This is a genomic window from Acrocarpospora pleiomorpha (assembly GCF_009687885.1).
In the GTDB taxonomy this organism is placed as follows: Bacteria; Actinomycetota; Actinomycetes; order Streptosporangiales; family Streptosporangiaceae; genus Acrocarpospora; species Acrocarpospora pleiomorpha.
In genome coordinates this window covers 1-19,740 of sequence record NZ_BLAF01000116.1, presented here as the reverse complement: position 1 = coordinate 19,740, position 19,740 = coordinate 1, and the positions used below count along the sequence as shown (strand labels likewise).

Here is a 19,740-nt window from a genome sequence, read left to right as displayed (position 1 = left end):
GTGGGGAAACACCCGGTTACATTCCGAACCCGGAAGTTAAGCCCTCCAGCGCCGATGGTACTGCACCGGGGACGGTGTGGGAGAGTAGGACGCCGCCGGACAATTTTTAGCGTTAGCCCCAGCCAGAACGGCTGGGGCTTTCGTGTTTTCGGGGCCGGTTCAGATCGGCCGAGGCGTGGGCGCGTATCTGCTCAACTGCAGCCACCGGCTAAGGTCCCGGCAGGCACTCGCCATTCCCCGAAGACGCAGCGCTCCCGAACGCTGCGACTGCTCCCACCCCACATCCCCCCGCCAGATCCGCGACATCTCCAGCAATGACGTCTCCACGGTGACCGCCACGTCGTACCCAGGATCGAAATCGCAGATCTCGGTGCCATCCCGCGTCATGACCAGCCACCATCGCCGGACATCCGGAATCACCTCAGGAAACACCACATGCACCACGGTGCGCCCCGGCGGCAGCGCGGTGAGATCGACGCTGCGGTGCATGTCCCACAGCAGCAAATGCGGATCGAGATCGGGATCACCCAGCTCAGGAACCCACCGTGTCCCCCAGGCCCCGAGCGCGTCCACGACCGGCCCCAATTCCTTCCCGGCCGGAGTGAGCACATACCTCTTGTCCTCGGTCTGCTCAGCGACCCCGGCCTGGACGAGTTCCCGCAGCCGCCGGCTGAGCAATGTCGGCGACATCTTCGGCACGCCCCGCCGAATCTCATTGAAATGCTGGCTTCCGGCCATGAGCTCCCGCACCACCAGCAACATCCAGCGCTGATCGAGTAACTCAGCGGCCTTCGCGACCGGGCAGAACTGGCCGTATCCCGTCATAGGTTGAACGTAGGGCCCGCCGCGCCCGCATGCCAGTACACAATGTGTACCGCCGTCGCTTCACTTACCGCACTATCGACCACCGCACCCGCCCACCGAGGGTGGAAGCAACAGCGATGTGGAAGAAGCAGCGACAAGGAGCACGACATCATGACCACACTTCGCGACCAGGCCGCCGTACTCATGCCGCACCTGGCCGGCTACACCGCGCACCGGACCATCGCCATCGGCATCCGTCAGGGCCTCATCCGCGCCCTGGCCGAGACCCCGAGCGGCCTCACCGCCGACAAGCTCGCCGCCGACCTGGAACTCGACCCGTTCTACGTCGCCACCTGGTGCCGGGCCGCCTACGGCGCCCAGGTCTGCGACCGGCAGGGCGACACCTACTGGCTGGAACCCCACATGGCGACCCTCCTGCTCGACACCGCCAGCCCCGCCTACGTCGGCGGCGTCTTCACCGTCCTCGAACAGGACGAGATGTTCGGCCGCTTCGAACGTGTGCTCGCGTCCGGGGAACGCCTGTGGTGGGACGGCTGCGACCCGGGCTTCATCGCCGGAGTCGCGGGCACCGGAACCCCGTTCTACACCCGCCTGATCCCGGTCGGCCTGGGCCAGATCCCCGGCCTCGCCGAGCGTCTCAGCACCGGTTGCAAGATCCTGGAGACCGCCTGCGGCTCCGGTCGTGGCCTGCTCCGGCTCGCGGGGGCGTACCCCGCCTGCGAGCTGACCGGAGTGGACGGGGACGCCCACTCGATCGCCAACGCGGCCAAGCTGCTCGGCGCCGAGGGCGTGCGCGCCGAGCTGATCACCAGCCCGCTGGAGACGATGGCGCCGGGGGAGGGGTTCACGCTGGTCCTCAACAACATCTCCATGCACGAATGCCGTGACATCGACGAAGTCACCCAGCGGAGCATGGACGCCCTCGAATCCGGCGGATGGTTCGTGATCTCGGACTTCCCGTTCCCGGCCGCCGACGCAGGCCTGCGCGAGGTGCCCGGGCGGATCATGTCGGGGATCCAGTTCTTCGAGGCGCAGATCGGGGATCAGCTGCTGCCCCGGGAGGCGTACGACGAATTGCTGGCCAGGCACGGGTTCACCGAGCTGGGCTGGTTCCAGCTGACCCCGATGCACGCGGTCACCTACGGGCGCAAACCGTGACGGGGGCTCGCGCAGTCGCCATCACTTGCTAGGCTGGACGGGCCGGGCCACCCCACCAAGCTGGGTGGCCTTCGTCGCGTCGGAGCAGGGACGCGAGCCGAGATATGCCCGAACCGCGCAGCCGCCTCCGAAACGGGACGCCGAGCCGTACGCGGTGAGCGAGCGACAGAGGACAGAAGTGAACAGAGAAGACGGGCGTGACGGCGCGGGCCGTGGCGAAGAGAACAGCGACCGGGCCGGTAGCGGCCATCGAGAGCGGCGCGATGACGCCCCTGGGGCCCGCGGCGACCGGCCCTTCCGCGCGGACAGCCGAGGCGGCCCCCGCGAGTCCGGCAACCGATACGGCTCCGACGACCGGGGCGGCCGCCCCTTCCGCCCCCGCGAGGGCGACTCTCGAGGTGACTCCCGCGGCGGTTTCGGCGGCCGGTACGGCTCCCGCGACGACCGCCCCCAGCGGCCCTACAACGACCGCGGCGACCGCCCGCAACGATCGTACGGCGACCGTGGTGACCGGGGTGACCGGCCTTACGGCGACCGTGGCGACCGTCCCCAGCGCCCCTACGGCGACCGCGACGCTAACCGCGGCGACCGCCCACAGCGCTACGGCGACCGCGACGCCACCCGTGACCGGTACGGCTCCGACCGAGGTAACCGTCCGTTCCGCGAGAACGATGGACCGCGCCGATCCTTCAACGATCGCGGTGACCGTCCGCAGCGGCCTTACAACGATCGCGGCGATCGACCGCAGCGCCCTTATGGCGACCGTCCGCAGCGTTCGTTCGACGATCGTGGCGACCGTCCGCAGCGGCCTTTCAACGACCGTGGCGACCGCCCTCAGAGGTCATTCAACGACCGGGGTGATCGGCCGCAGCGATCGTCCGGCGACCGTCCGCAGCGGCCGTACAATGACCGGGGTGACCGTCCGTCGCGGCCGTTCAATGACCGTGGCGACCGTCCGCAGCGGCCTTTCAACGATCGGGGAGATCGCCCGCAGCGGTCCTACGGTGATCGTGATGACCGGCCGAAGCGGTCTTTCGACGACCGTGGGGATCGCCCGCAGCGGCCTTTCAACGATCGCGGGGATCGTCCGCAGCGGTCCTATGGTGATCGTGATTCGCGTGGTGGCGGTGGTTTCGGCGGGCGTTATGGTTCGCGGGATGACCGGGGCGGGCGTCCCTTCAGCGATCGTGGCGATCGCCCGCAGCGGTCGTTCGAGGATCGCGGGGATCGTCCCCAGCGCTCGTTCAATGACCGCGACGACCGGCCGCAGCGACAGTTCGACGACCGTGGCGATCGGCCGCAACGTTCGTTCGATGACAGGGGTGATCGTCCGCAGCGGTCATCCGATGATCGTGCGGGTGTGCGGCCGTTCAGTAGGGACGGCGAGGGTAGCCGTGCGCGTTACGGCCGGGATGAGGAAGCGCCGCAGCCGAAGGAGCGGGAGCAGCTGCCCGAGCTGGACGCGGACATCACGCCGGACGAGCTGGACAAGGAGGCGCGCGACGAGCTTCGCTCGCTTCCCGGTGATCTGGCCGACCTGGTCGCCAGCCATCTTGTCGCCACGGCCAGGGCCTTGGAGCAGGAAGACCCGGAGCGCGCGTACGAGCACGCCAAGGTGGCTCGCAGGTTCGCCGGCCGGATCGGGATCGTCCGGGAGGCGACCGGGATCGCGGCCTACCACGCCGGTCAGTACGCGGAGGCCCTCGGCGATCTGCGGGCGGCCCGGCGGATGACCGGATCTGACGCGTACCTGCCGATCATGGCCGACAGCGAGCGTGGCCTTGGACGTCCGGAGCGTGCCCTCGACCTGGTCAAGTCCAAGGAGGCCGAGCGCCTGGACCGGGCCGGCCGGATCGAGCTCGCGATCGTCGAGTCCGGCGCCCGCCGCGACCTCGGCCAGCACGACGCGGCGGTGATCACCCTCCAGCGCATCCCCGAACTGCGCGACCCCCAGCCGAAGCCGTGGTCGGCGCGCCTGGCCTACGCGTACGCGGACGCGCTGGCGCACGCGGGCCACGAAGCCGCCGCCACCGACTGGTTCGGCCGCGCGATGGCCTTCGACGAGGAGGGCGAAACCGACGCCGCGGAACGCTACGCGGAACTGACCGGCGCGGTCATCGAAGACGTCGAGGAGGATTTCGAGGACGACCTCGACGATTCCCTCGACGACCTGCCGGACCTCGGCGACCTTCTCGACTCACCGTCCGACACGAAGGACACCGAGCCCGACAACACCAAGCCCGACAACACGAAGACCGACAACACGAAGACCGACGCAGCGAAAACTGACACGGCGAAAACCGGCGCTGCGAAGGCTGACACGGCGAAGGCTGACAACTCACCGCAAATCGACGGTGATGAGTCCGATGATTCTGGCGAAGACGCTGAGATCGTCGCGGAAACTGCGCCGAAGTCGGAAATTTCGGTAACTGAGCCGAAAGCAGGGAACGCCGAACCCGCCGTGGACCCCGCTGCCGAGACGGCGCCCGAGCCTGTCGTCGACGAAACGGCCGCGACCTCCACGACGACCGAGCCCGCTGGGGACGAATCACCTGCCGAGCCGACCTCAACCGGCCCGGACCAGGCGGCCAAGCCCGAAGATCCGGCTGTCCCGCTCGGCCCCGCGTTCATCGAGCCCGACTTCGGCGACGTCCTCGACGACCCGAAGCCGAAGCCCGAAGCCTGACCTAAACGCCGAAGGCCGACAGAGCCGACTGACAGAACTGAACGCGGACGGAGCCGAATGCAGACGGAGCCGAACGCGGATAGGGCTGAACGCGGACGGGGCTGAATGTAGACGGAACGAACGCTGGCGGAAACGGATCCTCGCCCACCCGGGCGGGGATCCGTTTCGCGTCACCGTGGCACTTCCACCCGGTCGAGCCAATGCAGAATCCCCGCCACATTCGACGGCGCTCCACTGAGCAACTCGAAATGTTCAGCCGTCTCGTCCGCGCCACGCAACGCCGCGTACCGCTCCTTGGTCCTGTCCCGCACCATCGCCACCGCATGATCGAGATCAAGCCCCGCGGACCGCGCCTGCTTGGTCAGATCCACCCAGACCCGCAACTCCTCCGCGGACCTCTCCAGCACCGCCGCGACATCGTCAACCGGCCCATAGTGGCTGAACAGCAACCGCTGCGGCCCCAGCGCCTCGAACAACGCGATCGACCCGAGTGCCGTCTCCAGATCAAAATCCGGTGGCGGCGTCGCGGGCCGGAGATCGCCGGTCTCCGGCATGTACACCCCGGCCGCGTCCCCCACATACAGATCCCCGGTGAGCGAATCGATCAGCCCGACATGATGCTTGGCATGCCCCGGCGAGTAGTGACTGGCCAGCGTACGCCCGTTCCCGAGATCGATGACCCCCGTATCCCCCAGGGCCTTGATCCGCGCCGCCTCGGTAGGCGCGAGCGCCCCGAACAGCACATCCAGCTTGTCCCCCCACACCATCGCCGCACTGGCCATCAACCGTGACGGATCGACCAGATGCCGCGCCCCCTTCTCATGAACCACGATCTCCGCGGCCGGGAACATCCCCGCGATATCCCCAACCCCACCGGCGTGATCCAGGTGAATATGCGTCACCACCACCGTCGCCAGATCCCCGGCCCCCACCCCCAGCGAGGCCAGCGCATCCCGCACCACCGGCGCTGACGTGGCGGTCCCCGTCTCCACCAGACAGGGCCGATCCCCCAAGATCAAATATCCGGCCGTAATCCCGGAGAACCCCGCCATCCGAGTATCGATCTCATACACATCCCCGCCCAGCGGCGTCACATTCTCCACACGCCGAGCCTAACCAGCCCGGCGGCTCAGCCTGCCGCGAAGGTGCGGAGAATCAGTCCTGTGGCGGGCTTGGGCGCGAATGACGTCGACTTGCGCGGCACTCGCTCCCCGTTCGCGGCCACCGCGAACACCTCGTCCGCCTTGAGCGGATTGAGCAGGACAGCGGTCCCGGAGTGCGCCCGGGCCAGCCTCACGGCCGCCTGCGCGTCATGATGCACGATCAACACTGTCTGCTCGTCGTCCTCGATGCCCCACACCTTCGGCAGCAGGAACTCGTTGAGAATCGAAGTCCCCAGCGAACGCCACCGCGCCGACCTTTCCCCCTGCATCGCGTGCTCGACCTGCATACGATCCGGATCGGTGAGCAGATGCGCGTTCCCCTCCCCGGCCAGCACGAACGCCGGCCCCCGAGCCGACGCGAGCCCGGCCAGCGCGTCCTCGAGCGAGGTGAACTCCTGCACCTGCCAGGCGCCCTTGGCCCGCGCCGCCGCCTCCTCCAAGGGCAACCCCGGAATGACCCGATGAATCGCCTTCAGATCCGGCGGATACGCGGTGGAGTCCACCAGCAGCGCCAGCCCGGAGTCCCACGGGCCCGGCACCCCTCGTTCCTCACGCAACGCCTGATAGGTCGCATAACGGTGGTGCCCGTCCGCGATGAGAGCCTGCCGCCCCGCCAGGTCCGCCGCCGCCGCCGCGATCTCGGCCGCGCCGGTCACCGCCCAGAGCCGGTGCCGTACGCCATCGCGCCCGTGCAGGTCCAGCACCGGCTCGCGCCCGGTCGCGACCTCGTCGACGAGCGTGGACGCGGGCCCGCCCCCCGCGTACAGCAGGAAGATGGGCTCCAGGTTGGCCCCGGTGCTCCGCATCAGCGCCAGCCGGTCGGCCACCGGGCCCGGCATGACGTTCTCGTGGGGCAGCACGGAATCCGAGTCCACCCCCACGGCGCCGATGAGGCCGCGCTGGAAGACGCCGACGCCGCTCTGCTCGTACACGTAGAGGGCGGGTTCCGGGTCGGTGACCAGCACGCCGGAGGCCAGCCAGTCCTCCAGCAGCACGTGCGCGTCCGCGTAGTGGCCGGCGCCGGGAAGGATCAGCCGCACCACATTGTTGGGATGGACGTCCAGCAGAGCCTGGGCATCGCCGGGGGAAATAAGATCGTAAGGCGGGGACGTGACGGCCGCGACGTCGTCGACGGCGTATCGCACGCCGTGGAACGGACGCAGCACCAGTCCCGCCCGTTCAGAACTCTCCATACCGGGCATGCTGCCATAAACGCCCGGACTCCCCACGGAAGCGGTGCCCGGTTCGTCAGGAAATCGGTTCGCAGGAGGGCCTCACACATGATCCAAGGACAGGACGGCGGCGCTGATTCCCCCGGCGGCCCAGCGGGGGATGTCTACGACTGGTACCAGCGAGGCGTCAAACTCCTGGAAGAGGGCAGTCCGGCCGCCGCCGCGTCGCTGCTGGAGCGCGCCGCCGACGCCGAGCCCGGCTCGCGCAGCATCCGCGAGGCCCTGGCCCGCGCCCAGTTCAACTCCAAGCGGTACGCGGAGGCCATCGACAGCTTCCGCTGGATCGTGAACGCGAACCCGGCGGAGGACTACGCCCACTATGGTCTTGGCATGGCATTGTGGCGTATCGGCGACATCGAGGGCGCGCAGGAACCGCTGGCGGTCGCCGCGGCGATGCGCCCCGACCTGCGGCATTACGTCTCCGCCCTGACCCAGATCCGCGCCACCCTGCACGCGAGGCAGGCGTGACCCTGATCGACCGGTATGACACGCTCCTGCTCGATCTCGACGGTGTCGTCTACCTGGGCAGGAACCCCGTCCCGGGCGCGCCGGAAGCTCTCCGGGCCGCCCGGGACAAGTCGGTACGGCTGGCGTTCGTCACCAACAACGCCTCCCGCACCCCGGCGGCCATCGCCGAACACCTGACCCACCTGGGCGTGGCCGCCGCCCCCGAGGACGTCGTCACCTCCGCCCAGGCCGCCGCCCGCCTCATCGCCGAGCACGTGCCGCCCGGCTCCCCGGTCCTGGTCGTCGGCGGCGCCGGCCTGCGTGGCGCCCTGCGCGACTTCGGCCTGCGGCCGGTCAGCACCGCGCTGGACGCCCCCACCGCCGTGGTCCAGGGCATCTGGGACGGCATCTCGTACGGCCTGCTGGCCGAAGGCGCGCTGGCCGTCCGCCAGGGCGCCTGGTTCGTCGCCGCCAACGCCGACACCACCATGCCCACTGGGCGCGGCGAACTCCCGGGCAACGGCTCGATGACCCGCGTCATCGCCGCCGCCACCGGCGTGCTGCCCGTCGTCGCGGGCAAGCCGGAACCCCCGCTCCACCGCGAATCGATGATCCGCACCAACGCCGAATCCCCCCTCATCGTCGGGGACCGCCTCGACACCGACATCGAGGGCGCCACCCGCGCGAATGTGGACAGCCTGCTCGTCCTCACCGGCGTGGCCACGCCCCTCGACCTGCTCACCGCAGTCCCGGCCCACCGCCCCACCCACATAGCCGCGGACCTGTCCGGCCTGCACGCTCCCGCCGCCGATATCCACCGGTCGGGCGGCGAGTGGAGCTGCGAATCCTGGACCGCGTCCTGGCGGGACGGGCGGCTCCACCTCACCGGCGCGGGCGCGCCCATCGACGCCCTGCGCGCCGCCTGCGCCGCGACCTGGGCGGCGGTCGGCGAATCCGCCGCGGACGAGGACGCCGTCAAATCCGTCCTGCACGCGCTGCCGCAGCGCTGAGGGCCGTTACAGCAGGCGGCGCAGGCGCAGCAGGTCGCCGAGGCTGGCGTCGATTTTGACGCGGCCGCCGAGGAGTGCCCTGGCCATGTCGAGTTCGCCGTTGACGAGGGCGAGCAGGTCCTCGCTGCGGATGGTGAGCCTGATCTCGGGCTGCTGGCCGTCCGGCGGCGGGGCCTCCTTGAAGGGGTCCAGGCCGTTGGGGTGGATGCGGCCGTAGAAGGTGACGTCGAGGTCGGAGATGCGGCAGGAGAGCCTTCGCTCGACCACATGGCGGGCTCGATCCTCGTCACTGATCTCGTCGAACTGCTCGACGAGTTTCTCCAGCGCAGCCCGGCATTCTTCGACGCTCGCCATGCGTCCACCCCTCTATATGCGGACCGGTCAAATGCCTCTACACATCGGACGGTAGCGTTCCACATGAGTACTACGCGAAATCTGGCACGTGGGGGCGTGTCAGGGATAAGGGGGTTCGCATGGTGTTCGAAGCACTCCGCGGCTACGTTCAGGTCGCCACCGGGCTGACCGACGTGACCAAGGCGAAAGCCCAGGCCGCGGTCAAGGAGCTGATGTCCTCGCGGGACACCGGCCTCGGCCAGGTGTCCGCCCAGGCCGGCCAGCTCGTCGAGGAACTCGTCGCGGTCGGCAAGGCCAACCGCGAGCAGCTCACCAAGATCATCCGCACCGAGGTGGACAAGGTCCTGCTCGTGCTCGATCTGGTACGGGCGGAAAAAGTCGACCGCCTTCAGGACCGGGTCGAGGAACTCGAATCCCGTCTGTCGGCGAAGTCCACCGGAACGGCCACCCGCACCACGGCCACCCGCACCACGGCCCGCTCGGCGACCACACGTTCGGCGACGGCGCGTTCGGCCTCGGCGAAACGAGGCCCGGCGAGCAAGAGCCCGTCCACCAAGGCCACCACGAAGACCACGAAGGCAGCTGCGAAGGCCACGAAGGCCACGAAGGCCACGAAGGCCACTGCGAAGGCTACGAAGGCCACCGGCAAATCCGCCGCGAAATCCACGGCGAAGCCGGCCGCGAAATCGGCGACCAAGTCGGCCGCGAAGTCCACCGGTAAGTCGGCCGCGAAATCCGCTCCGGCCAAGGCGAAGAGCATCTCCGCCTCCGGAACCGCCAAGCGCGTGTCCACGCGAGGCGCCTCGTCCACGCCCACGAAGCCCAGGACCGCCACATCCAGGACCACTGCATCCAGGACCGCTACGTCCAGGACTGGCACGCCCCGGACCGCTACGTCCAGGACCGGTACGCCCCGGGCCGCTACGTCCAGGACTGGCACGCCCCGGACCGCTACGTCCAGGACCGGTACGTCTCGGACTGCCACGTCCCGGACGAGCCGGACCACCAGGAGCACGCCGGGTTCCTCGCGGAAGGTGGCGGCGGCCGGGGTGACCCGGACCGGGGTGACCAGCGCCCGTGTGAAGCCCGCCGCCCGTCCGGCCGGGAGGAAGATGTCGGCGGCTTCCGATAGCGTCAGGGCCACCGGTGCCACGAAGCCGGCCACCAAGCGAAGCCGTACCAGCACGAAGGCGAGTGGAATCGCTCGGAAGACGACGAAGGCGGCGTCCGCGAGCCGCGCGATCGCCAAGACGGCGGGCACGATCGCGAGTAAGGCGGCGGCCAAGCCGCTGAGCCGGGCTACGGCCAGGTCGGCGAGCAGGGTCAGTTCGGCAGTCGTCAAGCCGGGCAGGATGACGGCGGCCAAGGCCGGTGTTAGGACGGTCAGCGGCAGGATAGCCGCCGGAAAGGCGGCCGGAACGAAGAAGAGCGTGGCCGCTGGACGGGCTGCGACCAAGACGGCGATGGCCAAGACAGCTGTGGCCAAGAAAGCGGTAGTGAAGAAGGCCGTAGCGAAGACGGCCGCAGGGAAGGCCGCAGCGAAAAAGGCGGCGGCCGGTGGGCGGCGGTCGGTGGGGAGTGGAGGGCGTTCATGACGGAAGCGGGCTGGGAGGGCGCGGAACCGGCGTTTCCGCATAACATCCAGGCGGAGGGGTCGCCTGAACCGGAAGCGGTCGCGGGGCGTACCTCGGGGGGTGACGGGTCGGTCGAGAGCGCGATGGCGCGGCTCGACGGGCTCGCCGAGCGTCCCGTAGGGGAGCATGTGGCCGTTTTCGAGGAGGTTCTCGGTGACCTGGAGAACACGCTCGCGCCGGTGGACGAGCGTACGTGATCGGAAGCGGTGACGGCCGCGCGCCGCTCGCACCGAGGGTGAGGGCGGCGCGGTGAGCCAGCGGAGGCGGTTGGACAGCGAGCTGGTGCGGCGCAAGCTGGCCCGCTCGCGGGAGCAGGCGGCGCAGCTCATCGAGGCCGGCCGGGTGAGCGTGGGCGGCCATGTCGCGGGGAAGGCGGCCACGCAGGTGGACACCGCGTCCGCCATCGTCGTGGCCGTGGCCGCCGAGGGGCCCGACTACGTGTCCCGGGGCGCCCACAAGCTGCTGGGCGCGCTGGCGGCCTTCGCCGACCTGCGCGTCGAGGGGCGGCGCTGCCTGGACGCGGGCGCCTCCACCGGCGGCTTCACCGACGTGCTGCTCCGGCACGGGGCGGCGCACGTGCTCGCGGTGGACGTCGGCTACGGCCAGCTCGCCTGGTCGCTGCGCACCGACGACCGGGTCACGGTGATGGAGCGGACGAACGTCCGCGACCTGACCCCGGACCTGGTCGGCGAGCCGCCCACGCTGATCGTGGGGGACCTGTCGTTCATCTCGCTCCGGCTGGTCCTGCCCGCCCTGACCGCCTGCCTGGCCGAAGGCGGCGAGCTGGTCCTGCTGGTCAAACCCCAGTTCGAGGTGGGCAAGCACCGGGTCGGCGCGGGCGGCGTGGTCCGCGACCCGGCCCTGCGCGCCGACTCCGTCCGCGAGGTCGCCGCGACCGCGTCGGGGCTCGGCCTGATCGTGAAGGGCGTGACCGCCAGCCCGCTGCCGGGTCCGTCCGGCAATGTCGAATATCTGATCAGGCTCGGCAAGGGCCTGGAGCACGAACCCGTCGCCGACCTCACGGCCGCCATCGACCGCGCCATCGCGGAGGGACCACGATGATCGGGGCCGGGAAGCCGGACCCTCGTGGAGGGAACACGTTGCGTCATTCCGCGAGGCCGGGTGTCAGTGGGGGGCGCATGGCCATCGCCCCGGGCAGCGGCTCTGTCGCGCCCGCGTCGCCGGGGCTGATGGGCCTGGAGGGGTCCTTATGACTCCCAAGAGAACCGTTCTCATCACCACCCATACGGGGCGGCAGGCGGCGGTCGACAGCGCGCGGCTGGTCATCCACCGGCTGCTCGGGGCGGGGTTGCACGTCCGGGTGCCCGCCGACGAGGCCGAACTGGTCGCCGAGCCGGGCGCCGAGGTGGTGTCGGCGTCGGCGGCCGCGGCGGCCGACGCCGAGCTCATGATCGTGCTGGGCGGGGACGGCACCCTGCTGCGGGCCGCCGAGCTGGCGCGCGAGGGCGGGGTGCCGTTGCTGGGGGTCAATCTCGGGCATGTCGGGTTCCTGGCCGAGGCCGAGGTGGAGGACCTCAAGGAGGTCGTCGACCGGGTGGTGGAGAGCCACTACGAGGTCGAGGAGCGGATGACGATCGACGTTGTGGTCCGCGTCAACGGGACAGTGCTGGCCAGGACGTGGGCGCTCAACGAGGCGTCGGTGGAGAAACGCGACCGCATGCTGGAGGTGGTGGCCGAGATCGACGGGCGGCCGCTGTCCCGGTGGGGGTGCGACGGGGTGATCTGCGCCACCACGACCGGGTCCACGGCCTACGCGTTCTCGGCCGGAGGGCCGGTGGTGTGGCCCGAGGTGGAGGCGCTGCTGCTGGTGCCCAACAGCGCGCACGCCCTGTTCGCCCGGCCGATGGTGATCTCGCCCCGGGCCCGGGTGGCGGTGGAGATCCTGCCGGAGACCAGCGCGGGCGTGCTGTGGTGCGACGGGCGGCGCAGGTTCGACCTGCCGCCGGGGGCTCGGGTGGAGGTCACCAAGGGTGAGATCCCGATCCGGCTGGCCCGGCTGCTCGGCGCGGAGACCACCGGCGCGCCGTTCACCGATCGGCTGGTCGCCAAGTTCGGATTGCCCGTGGAAGGCTGGCGCGGGCGCGTCAGGAACCCCTGATGGAGTACGCGCGACTCGAAAATCTTGGCGAGTTGCGCGTAGGATCTCATCCGACATCGCAGCTGAACGGGAGGGACCAGTGCGGCCAAGGGTCGAGGAGGTCCGGATCCAGGGGCTTGGCGTCATCGACGAGGCCGTCCTGGAGCTGTCACCGGGATTCACCGTTGTCACAGGTGAGACGGGCGCCGGCAAGACCATGGTGGTGACCGGCCTGGGGCTGCTGTTCGGCGGCCGGGCCGACCCGGCGCGGGTGCGCCCGGGCGCCGACAAGACCACCATCGAGGGCACGCTGCTGGTCGACCCCGCGGGCCGGGCGGCCCAGCAGGTGTTCGACATCGGCGGCGAGGTGGAGGACGGCGAGCTCATCATCTCCCGCACCGTCTCCGCCGAAGGGCGCTCCCGGGCCTGGCTGGGCGGGCGCACCGTCCCGGTCGGGACGCTCACGTATCTGGCCGAGGAACTGGTGGCCGTGCACGGGCAGATGGACCAGCAGCGGCTGCTCCAGCCCGGCAAGCAGCGGGCGGCGCTGGACCGGTATGCGGGCGACGAACTGGTCAAGCCACTCAGGGCGTACGAACAGTCGTACAAGCGGCACAAGCAGGTCGGCGAGTTGCTGGCCGAGCTGACCACCCGGGCGCGGGAGCGCGCTCAGGAGGCCGACGTGCTGCGGTTCGGGCTCGGCGAGATCGAGAAGGCCGACCCGAAGGCGGGGGAGGACGCGGAGCTCAAGGAGGAGGCCGAGCGGCTCTCGCACGCCGACGCGCTCAGGAACGCCGCCACCACCGCGCACACCGCGTTACTCGGCGACCCGATGTCCGGGCCCGAGGCCGCGCAGGACGCGGTCTCGCTCGTCGGCACGGCCCGCTCGGCGGTCGAGTCGGTGCGCGAGTTCGACCCGGTGCTCGGCGGCCTGGCCGAGCGGCTGGCCGAGGCCGGATACCTGATCAACGACGTGGCCACCGAGCTGGCCGCCTACGCCGAGTCGGTGGAGGCCGATCCCGCCCGGCTGGCCGCCGTGCAGGAGCGCCGCTCGGTGCTGACCGGCCTGGTCAGGAAGTATGGCGCGGACGTGGCCGAGGTGCTCGACTGGGCCAGGAAGTCGGCGGCCCGCCTCACCGAACTGGACGGCGACGACGACCGGATCGAGGAGCTGACCCGGGAGCACGACGAGCTCACCGAGCGGCTGACCGAGCAGGCAGGGGAGCTGACCAGGATCAGGATGGGCACCGCCGAGCGGTTCGGCGAGGCCGTGACGGAGGAGCTGACCGCGCTCGCGATGCCCCACGCCCGCGTCAGCGTCGAAATCACGAAAAGTCCGGAGTTCGGGCCGCATGGGGTGGACGAGGTGGAGCTGCGGATGGCCGCCCATCCGGCCGCCCCGCCGCTCCCGCTCAACAAGGGCGCCTCCGGCGGCGAGCTCAGCCGCGTCATGCTGGCCATCGAGGTCGTCTTCGCGGGCGCCGACCCGGTCCCGACGTTCGTCTTCGACGAGGTGGACGCGGGCGTCGGCGGCAAGGCGGCCGTCGAGATCGGCCGCCGCCTGGCCAAGCTCGCCAGGACCGCCCAGGTCATCGTCGTCACCCACCTTCCCCAGGTGGCCGCCTTCGCCGACCAGCACCTGGTGGTGGAGAAGGCGAGCGACGGCAGCATCGTGCGCAGCGGCGTCGTCACCCTCGACCGCGAGGGCCGGGCCCGCGAGCTGTCCCGCATGCTCGCCGGTTTGGAGGACTCCGAGCTGGGCAGGGCGCACGCCGAAGAACTTCTCTCGTTAGCCGCCACCGCGAAGGCCGTCGTCTGACCAGAAACATGGCCGCCGGGTTGTGACAAACCTGACACGTGCCGTGGTGTCGGGCCTTCATGGTCGTTCGCTCTGGCAGGATGGTCACGATGAAGGTCCCGAGCATGAAGGTTCAGGGCCTCCGCCGCAGGAAGGTCAACGACCTTCCCGGGGTGACGGCAGTGGCGAGAATCGACCGGCGGACCAAGAGGCTGACCAAGCGCCTCAAGGCCGGGGAGATCGCGATTATCGATCACGTTGACGTCGACCGGGTGAGCGCGGAGGCGTTGGTGGCATGCGGTGCTTCGGCCGTGGTGAACGTGGCCAGCAGCATCAGCGGCCGCTACCCCAATCTCGGGCCGCAGATCCTGGTCGAGGCGGGCGTGACGCTCGTCGACAACGCCAGCCCCGAGCTGTTCGAGCGGGTGCGCGACGGGGATCTCGTCCGGGTTCACGAGGGTGTGGTCTATCTCGACGACGAACCCGCGGGGAAGGGCGAGATCGAGACGGCCGAGTCCATCGGGGCCGCCATGACCGAGGCCCGCGCCGGGCTCTCGGTCCAGATCGAGGCGTTCACCGTGAACACGATGGAGTATGTCCGGCGCGAGCGGGACCTGCTCATCGACGGCGTCGGGGTGCCCGAGATCCAGACGGTCATGGACGGGCGGCATGTGCTCATCGTGGTGCGGGGGTACCACTACAAGGAGGATCTGGCGGCGCTCCGGCCGTACATCCGGGAGTATCGGCCGATCATGGTCGGCGTGGACGGCGGCGCGGACGCGCTGCTGGAGGCGGGCTACAAGCCGGATGTGATCGTCGGCGACTTCGACTCGGTGTCGGACGGCGCGCTGACGTGCGGCGCCGAGCTGGTCGTGCACGCCTACCGGGACGGGCGGGCGCCAGGGCTCGAGCGGGTGCACAAGCTGGGGCACGACGCGGTGCTGTTCCCCGCCGCCGCGACCAGCGAGGATATCGCGATGTTGCTGGCCGACGAGACGGGCGCCTCGCTCATCGTCGCCGTCGGCACCCACGCCACCCTCGTCGAGTTCCTCGACAAGGGCCGGGCCGGGATGGCCAGCACGTTTCTCACCCGGCTCCGGCTGGGCAGCAAGCTCATCGACGCAAAAGGCGTCAGCAGGCTCTATCGCAGCCGCATCTCCACGGCGTCCCTGCTGCTTCTCGTCGCCAGCACGCTGGTCACCATCGGGGTGGTGCTGTTCAAGGCGCCGGTCGGGAAGATCTGGCTGGACGGGCTCCAGGACACGTGGAACGGCTTCATCTTCTGGGTGGTCGGACTCTTCTCGTGATCGATTTTCGCTATCACCTCGTCTCCATCGTGGCGATCTTCCTGGCGCTGACGGTGGGCATCGTGCTCGGCAGCACGGTCCTGCAGGAGCCGCTCATCAACTCCGCGCAGGCGACCGCGGAGAGCATCAAGAAGGTGAACCAGGACCAGCGCGACCAGATCGCGGCCCTGCAGGCGCGCGAGGAGGGCAACAGCGCGTTCGTCGCGAGCGCGACCGCCGAGCTGGTCAAAGGGGATCTGACCGCCGAGCACGTGGTGGTCGTGGAGGTGCCGGGCGCGCCCAGCGGGCTGCGTGACCAGGTGCGGGAAGTGATCGAGCTGGCCGGGGGGACCTACACCGGGCGGGTGGCGCTCACCGACAAGTTCCTCGCGCCGGAGCAGGCCGGGGTGGTGGAAGGGCTCGCCGCGCAGCTCTCGCCGATCGGGACGGTGTTCCCGGAGGGGGCCACGCCCTACGACAAGGCCGGGCAGGTGCTGGCGAGCGCGCTGGTGACGACCGCGCCGCTGCAGGCGGGAACGGTGAACACGGCCGCGTCCTCGGTGCTGGACGTGTTCCAGGAGGGCGGGTTCATCTCGATCTCCGATGATCCGGCCAAGCGGGCCACGCTGGCCGTCGTGGTCGCGCCGTCCACGCCGTACGAGGGGGAGGCGGCGGAGGCGCAGAACGGCGCGGTCGTGTCGGTGGCCGGGGCGCTGGACAACGCCGCGGTCGGCGCCGTGCTCGCCGGGACGGCCACCGCGTCCGGGACCGGTGGGGTCATCGCGGCGCTGCTCGACTCGGGGGACGAGGCGTCGCAGGTGTCCACGGTCGACACCCTCGATATGCCCTCGGGGCGGGTCGTCCTGGTCTACGCTCTGCGGGAGCAACACGCCGGCCGGTCCGGGGCGTACGGCATCGGCAGCGGGGCGACGGCCTTCGAGCCGACCCCCAGCGCCAGCCCCACCCCGCTGGCGTCGTCGGGCGGCTGACTTCTAGCGTTAGGACACGTGCTGTGGGCAATCGGTCATGGTTGGCCGCCGTATCCGGGGCCGCGATCGGTGCTGTCGCGGCGCGTGCCGCTTATTCGGCCTTCCGGCGGCGTCCTCCGGTCGGCGAGGAGAAGACGTGGACGCGCACCAATCACCGTGGTGAGCCGATCACGCTCCTGGAGGGTCCCGCTTATGTGGCGGCGACGGGTGCGGCGGCGGCCGTCACGCCCGGTTTGCCCCTGCGCGTGCGGGCCGCTGCTCTGCTGGCGGGGGTCGGTAGCGGGTTCCTGGGTGGTTATGACGATATTTACGGCACGACGGCGTCGAAGGGATTCAAGGGGCATCTGGCGGCGCTGGCTCGCCGGGAGGTCACCAGCGGGGCTGTGAAGATCGTCGGAATCGGGGCGGTGGGTCTGGCATCCGCGGCCTTGGCCGGGCGGCAGAGCGTGATCCCCTCCGGCGCAGGTGCTGCGGCCGGACGGCAGAGCATGATCCCCTTGGGCGCAATCGCCGTGGCCGGGCGGCAGGGCACGATCTCCTCGGGTGCAATGGCTGCGGCCGGGCGGCAGGGCACGGTCTTCCCCGGCACAATCGCCGCAACCGGAGGACAAAGCGCCATCCCCTCCAGCAGGATTGCCACCTCCTTGGTCGGGCAGGGCACGAACCCCTCCCGCGCAGGTGCCGAAATTTCGGGCTTTGGTGCGACATTTGTGGACCCTGCGCGTGGGCTGTCGGCCGGGTCGCGGGTGGTGGATCTGTTCATCGATGGGGCGATAATCGCGGGGAGTGCCAATCTGGCGAATCTCTTCGATCTGCGGCCGGGGCGGGCGATCAAGGTGGGCTTGCTCGCCGGGGCGCCGCTGCTCGCCGCCTCCCTGTACGGCTCCCGCCCGGCGACGGCCGCGCTGGCCGCGATCCCGCTGGGAGCGGCGGTGGCGTTGCTGCCGGAGGACCTGGCGGAACGGGCGATGCTCGGGGACGCCGGGGCCAACTCGATGGGCGCCCTGCTGGGCCTGGCCGCGTCGGTCCGGCTCAGCCGGAAGGCCAGGCTCGGCGTGCTCGGGGTCGTCGTCGGGCTGACGGCGGCTTCGGAGAAGGTGAGTTTCACGAAGGTCATCGCGAACAACCCGGTCCTGCATCGCATCGACATGATCGGCCGGCGGCCGGTGCCGCCTCCGGCTCACCGATGACCGCATGATCAAACGGCTCGGGCAGGGGGTGGCCGGGGCCGCGCTGCTCATCGGGGTCATCACGATCCTGGGGCGGGTCACCGGGTTCGGCAAGCAGCTCGTTTTCGCCCGGACGGTGGGGACGGCGTGCCTGTCCACCGCGTACTACACGGCCAACCAGATCCCCAACCTGGTGTTCGAGATCGTCGTCGGCGGCGCGCTGGCCGGGATGGTCGTGCCGGTGCTGGCCGGGCGGGCCTCCCGGGACGAGGTGAGCGCGATCTCCTCGGCCCTGCTCACCTGGGTGCTGCTCCTGCTGATCCCGCTGAGCCTGCTCACCGCCCTGCTGGCCGGGCCGGTCGTGAGCTTCTTCGTCGGCGACCTGACCAACTGCGATCCCGCTGCCGTGATCGCGACCTCGACCCGCATGCTCGTGGTCTTCGCCCCGCAAATCGTCCTGTACGGGATCGCGGTGGTTCTCTATGGCGTACTCCAGGCGCACCGCCGTTTCGCGAGCCCGGCCCTGGCCCCGCTGGTGTCCAGCCTGGTGGTCATCGTGGCCTATCTGGCTTTTGTCCCGCTCAGCCGTGAGCAGATCCAGCCTGGTGAGGTTCCCGAGGCGGCCGAACTGGCGCTGTCCGTCGGAACCACGCTGGGGGTCGTCGCGCTGGTCGTCACCGTTCTCGGGCCCATCGCCCGGTTGCGGCTGCGCTGGCGGCCTACGCTCCGGTTCCCGGCCGGGGTGGGCGCGCAGGTCAGAACCCTCGCGCTGGCCGGGCTCAGCGCGCTCGTCGCCCAGCAGGTCGCGATGGCGGTCGTGGTGAAACTCGCCAATCAGGCCGGATCTGGGCAGATCGCCGCGTACAACTACGCCTGGGCGATCTATCTCGTTCCCTACGCGGTGCTCGCCGTCCCGATCGCGACCAGCGCGTTCCCCGTCCTGTCAGCCAGGGCCGAAAACGGCGACCGCGCCGGATTCGCCGCCCTCGCCGCCCAGACCACCCGCGTCATCCTGCTCATCTCGGGCCTGGCCGCGGGCGCCCTCGCCGCCACCGCCGCCCCGATCGCCGCCGTCTTCCTCCTGCAGACCGACGCGGACGTCTCCGTCCCCGAGTTCGCTCGCGCCATCGCCCTGTTCGCCCCCGGCCTGCTCGGCTACGGCCTCATGGCCCACCTCAGCCGGGTCCTGTACGCCGAGGGCCACGGCCGCCCCGCCGCCCGCGCCATGGTGACCGGCTGGCTCATCGTCATAGCCGCCCAGACCGCCTTCTCCCTCACCTTCCCCCAGCCGTGGAAACTCGGCGGCCTCGCCCTCGGCCAAGCCGTCGGCATGACCGCCGGCGGCCTCCTCCTCCTGCTCTCGGTACGCCGAGCCCACGGCCCCTACGCCCTCACCGGCGTCCCCCGGGCGGGACTGGCCGCCCTCCTCGGCGGAATCACCGCCTACCTGGCAGGATCCGCCGTGGTCCACCTGTTCGGCCCTCAGACCCTCTGGCCGAGCGTCCTGGAAACCGCAGTCGCCGGACTCGTCTCCCTCACGGCGGGAACCCTCGCCGCCGCCGCCATCGACCGGGGCGACCTCGTGACCCTCCTCGACCGCACCCTCAACCGAAAGGCCACCCGCGCATGAGGATCGTCCTGGTCCTGGGCACCAGCTCCGGCGGCGTCGGCAGACACGTACGAACCCTCGCCTGCGGCCTCACCACCGCGGGCCACGACGTCCTGGTGGCCGGCCCCCCCACCACCCAATCCACCTTCGACTTCACCCAAACCGGCGCGACCTTCGCCCCCCTCCCCATCTCCGACCGCCCCCACCCTCTCAACGACCTCCGCACCACCCACACCCTCCGCAAGCTGCTCGCTGACGCCGACATCGTCCACGCCCACGGCC

21 protein-coding genes and 1 rRNA gene are annotated in these 19,740 nt (G+C 70.4%); 15 read left to right on the top strand and 7 right to left on the bottom strand.

All coding sequences use genetic code 11. The features are described from left to right. A 5S ribosomal RNA gene (gene rrf, locus Aple_RS50300) occupies nt 1-101 on the top strand; the annotation flags it as partial. Nucleotides 102-159: 58 nt separating this feature from the next. Here the strand turns inward: rrf and Aple_RS50295 are convergent. Beyond that, nucleotides 160-825, bottom strand: coding sequence for a winged helix-turn-helix transcriptional regulator (locus Aple_RS50295; RefSeq protein ID WP_155351909.1), 666 nt, complete (start codon nt 823-825; stop codon nt 160-162). A 150-nt stretch (nt 826-975) separates the two neighbouring features. Between Aple_RS50295 and Aple_RS50290 the strand changes: the two genes are divergently transcribed. Further along, a complete protein-coding gene (locus Aple_RS50290; RefSeq protein WP_170322068.1) occupies nt 976-1,983 on the top strand; it encodes a class I SAM-dependent methyltransferase in 1,008 nt (335 codons plus the stop codon). Between the two features lie 28 nt (nt 1,984-2,011). Here the strand turns inward: Aple_RS50290 and Aple_RS50285 are convergent, their stop codons facing one another. Together Aple_RS50285 and Aple_RS50280 are read right to left on the bottom strand one after the other, a co-directional pair. Further along, a complete protein-coding gene (locus tag Aple_RS50285; protein ID WP_155351907.1) occupies nt 2,012-2,470 on the bottom strand; it encodes a hypothetical protein in 459 nt (152 codons plus the stop codon). A 354-nt stretch (nt 2,471-2,824) separates the two neighbouring features. Next, entirely contained in the window at nt 2,825-3,286 is a 462-nt protein-coding gene (locus Aple_RS50280) for a hypothetical protein (RefSeq protein ID WP_155351906.1), read from the bottom strand. Between the two features lie 57 nt (nt 3,287-3,343). On the opposite strand from Aple_RS50280, the gene Aple_RS50275 reads away from it, so the two are divergent. Further along, nucleotides 3,344-4,669 (top strand): tetratricopeptide repeat protein, encoded by a 1,326-nt coding sequence (locus Aple_RS50275; RefSeq protein WP_246265581.1) that lies wholly within the window; start codon nt 3,344-3,346, stop codon nt 4,667-4,669. Nucleotides 4,670-4,839: 170 nt separating this feature from the next. Here the strand turns inward: Aple_RS50275 and Aple_RS50270 are convergent, their stop codons facing one another. Together Aple_RS50270 and Aple_RS50265 are read right to left on the bottom strand one after the other, a co-directional pair. Beyond that, nucleotides 4,840-5,772 carry an MBL fold metallo-hydrolase gene (locus tag Aple_RS50270; protein WP_246265577.1) on the bottom strand — a complete coding sequence of 311 codons (933 nt, stop codon included), beginning with the start codon at nt 5,770-5,772 and terminating at the stop codon, nt 4,840-4,842. A 26-nt stretch (nt 5,773-5,798) separates the two neighbouring features. Next, on the bottom strand, nt 5,799-7,025 hold the full coding sequence (locus Aple_RS50265; protein WP_246265575.1) for a DUF1015 family protein: 1,227 nt from the start codon (nt 7,023-7,025) through the stop codon (nt 5,799-5,801). Between the two features lie 87 nt (nt 7,026-7,112). Between Aple_RS50265 and Aple_RS50260 the strand changes: the two genes are divergently transcribed. Beyond that, a complete protein-coding gene (locus Aple_RS50260; protein ID WP_155351904.1) occupies nt 7,113-7,532 on the top strand; it encodes a tetratricopeptide repeat protein in 420 nt (139 codons plus the stop codon). Next, nucleotides 7,529-8,521, top strand: coding sequence for an HAD-IIA family hydrolase (locus tag Aple_RS50255; RefSeq protein WP_218038928.1), 993 nt, complete (start codon nt 7,529-7,531; stop codon nt 8,519-8,521). Before Aple_RS50260 ends, Aple_RS50255 begins: the two co-directional genes overlap by 4 nt. A 6-nt stretch (nt 8,522-8,527) precedes the next feature. On the opposite strand, the gene Aple_RS50250 is transcribed toward Aple_RS50255, so the two are convergent. After that, on the bottom strand, nt 8,528-8,875 hold the full coding sequence (locus Aple_RS50250) for an SCP2 sterol-binding domain-containing protein (protein ID WP_155351903.1): 348 nt from the start codon (nt 8,873-8,875) through the stop codon (nt 8,528-8,530). Between the two features lie 388 nt (nt 8,876-9,263). Beyond that, the gene (locus tag Aple_RS55940) at nt 9,264-10,217 is read right to left on the bottom strand and encodes a hypothetical protein (RefSeq protein WP_155351902.1); all 954 of its coding nucleotides are present in this window, start codon (nt 10,215-10,217) and stop codon (nt 9,264-9,266) included. 10 nt (nt 10,218-10,227) lie between these two features. On the opposite strand from Aple_RS55940, the gene Aple_RS50240 reads away from it, so the two are divergent. The 10 genes from Aple_RS50240 to Aple_RS50195 form a co-directional block, all read left to right on the top strand. Continuing rightward, nucleotides 10,228-10,470, top strand: coding sequence for a hypothetical protein (locus tag Aple_RS50240; protein ID WP_155351901.1), 243 nt, complete (start codon nt 10,228-10,230; stop codon nt 10,468-10,470). Next, nucleotides 10,467-10,706, top strand: coding sequence for a hypothetical protein (locus Aple_RS50235; protein ID WP_218038927.1), 240 nt, complete (start codon nt 10,467-10,469; stop codon nt 10,704-10,706). The genes Aple_RS50240 and Aple_RS50235 overlap by 4 nt, the downstream gene beginning before the upstream one ends. 52 nt (nt 10,707-10,758) lie before the next feature. After that, nucleotides 10,759-11,571 carry a TlyA family RNA methyltransferase gene (locus Aple_RS50230; protein ID WP_155351900.1) on the top strand — a complete coding sequence of 271 codons (813 nt, stop codon included), beginning with the start codon at nt 10,759-10,761 and terminating at the stop codon, nt 11,569-11,571. Nucleotides 11,572-11,719: 148 nt separating this feature from the next. Then, on the top strand, nt 11,720-12,628 hold the full coding sequence (locus tag Aple_RS50225; protein WP_155351899.1) for an NAD kinase: 909 nt from the start codon (nt 11,720-11,722) through the stop codon (nt 12,626-12,628). Nucleotides 12,629-12,707: 79 nt separating this feature from the next. After that, nucleotides 12,708-14,426, top strand: a complete 1,719-nt coding sequence (gene recN, locus Aple_RS50220) for a DNA repair protein RecN (protein WP_155351898.1) — start codon at nt 12,708-12,710, stop codon at nt 14,424-14,426. A gap of 104 nt (nt 14,427-14,530) precedes the next feature. Continuing rightward, a complete protein-coding gene (gene steA / locus Aple_RS50215) occupies nt 14,531-15,712 on the top strand; it encodes a putative cytokinetic ring protein SteA (protein WP_373869725.1) in 1,182 nt (393 codons plus the stop codon). After that, nucleotides 15,709-16,680: a copper transporter gene (locus tag Aple_RS50210; protein ID WP_155351896.1), complete on the top strand. Its 972-nt coding sequence runs from the start codon at nt 15,709-15,711 to the stop codon at nt 16,678-16,680. The genes steA and Aple_RS50210 overlap by 4 nt, the downstream gene beginning before the upstream one ends. Nucleotides 16,681-16,703: 23 nt before the next feature. Further along, nucleotides 16,704-17,870, top strand: a complete 1,167-nt coding sequence (locus Aple_RS50205; protein ID WP_155351895.1) for a hypothetical protein — start codon at nt 16,704-16,706, stop codon at nt 17,868-17,870. A 4-nt stretch (nt 17,871-17,874) separates the two neighbouring features. Beyond that, the gene (gene murJ, locus Aple_RS50200; protein ID WP_155351894.1) at nt 17,875-19,479 is read left to right on the top strand and encodes a murein biosynthesis integral membrane protein MurJ; all 1,605 of its coding nucleotides are present in this window, start codon (nt 17,875-17,877) and stop codon (nt 19,477-19,479) included. Then, nucleotides 19,476-19,740, top strand: a 265-nt coding sequence (locus tag Aple_RS50195) for a glycosyltransferase (RefSeq protein ID WP_155351893.1), incomplete at its 3' end; no start/stop codon positions are given. The genes murJ and Aple_RS50195, both read left to right, overlap by 4 nt.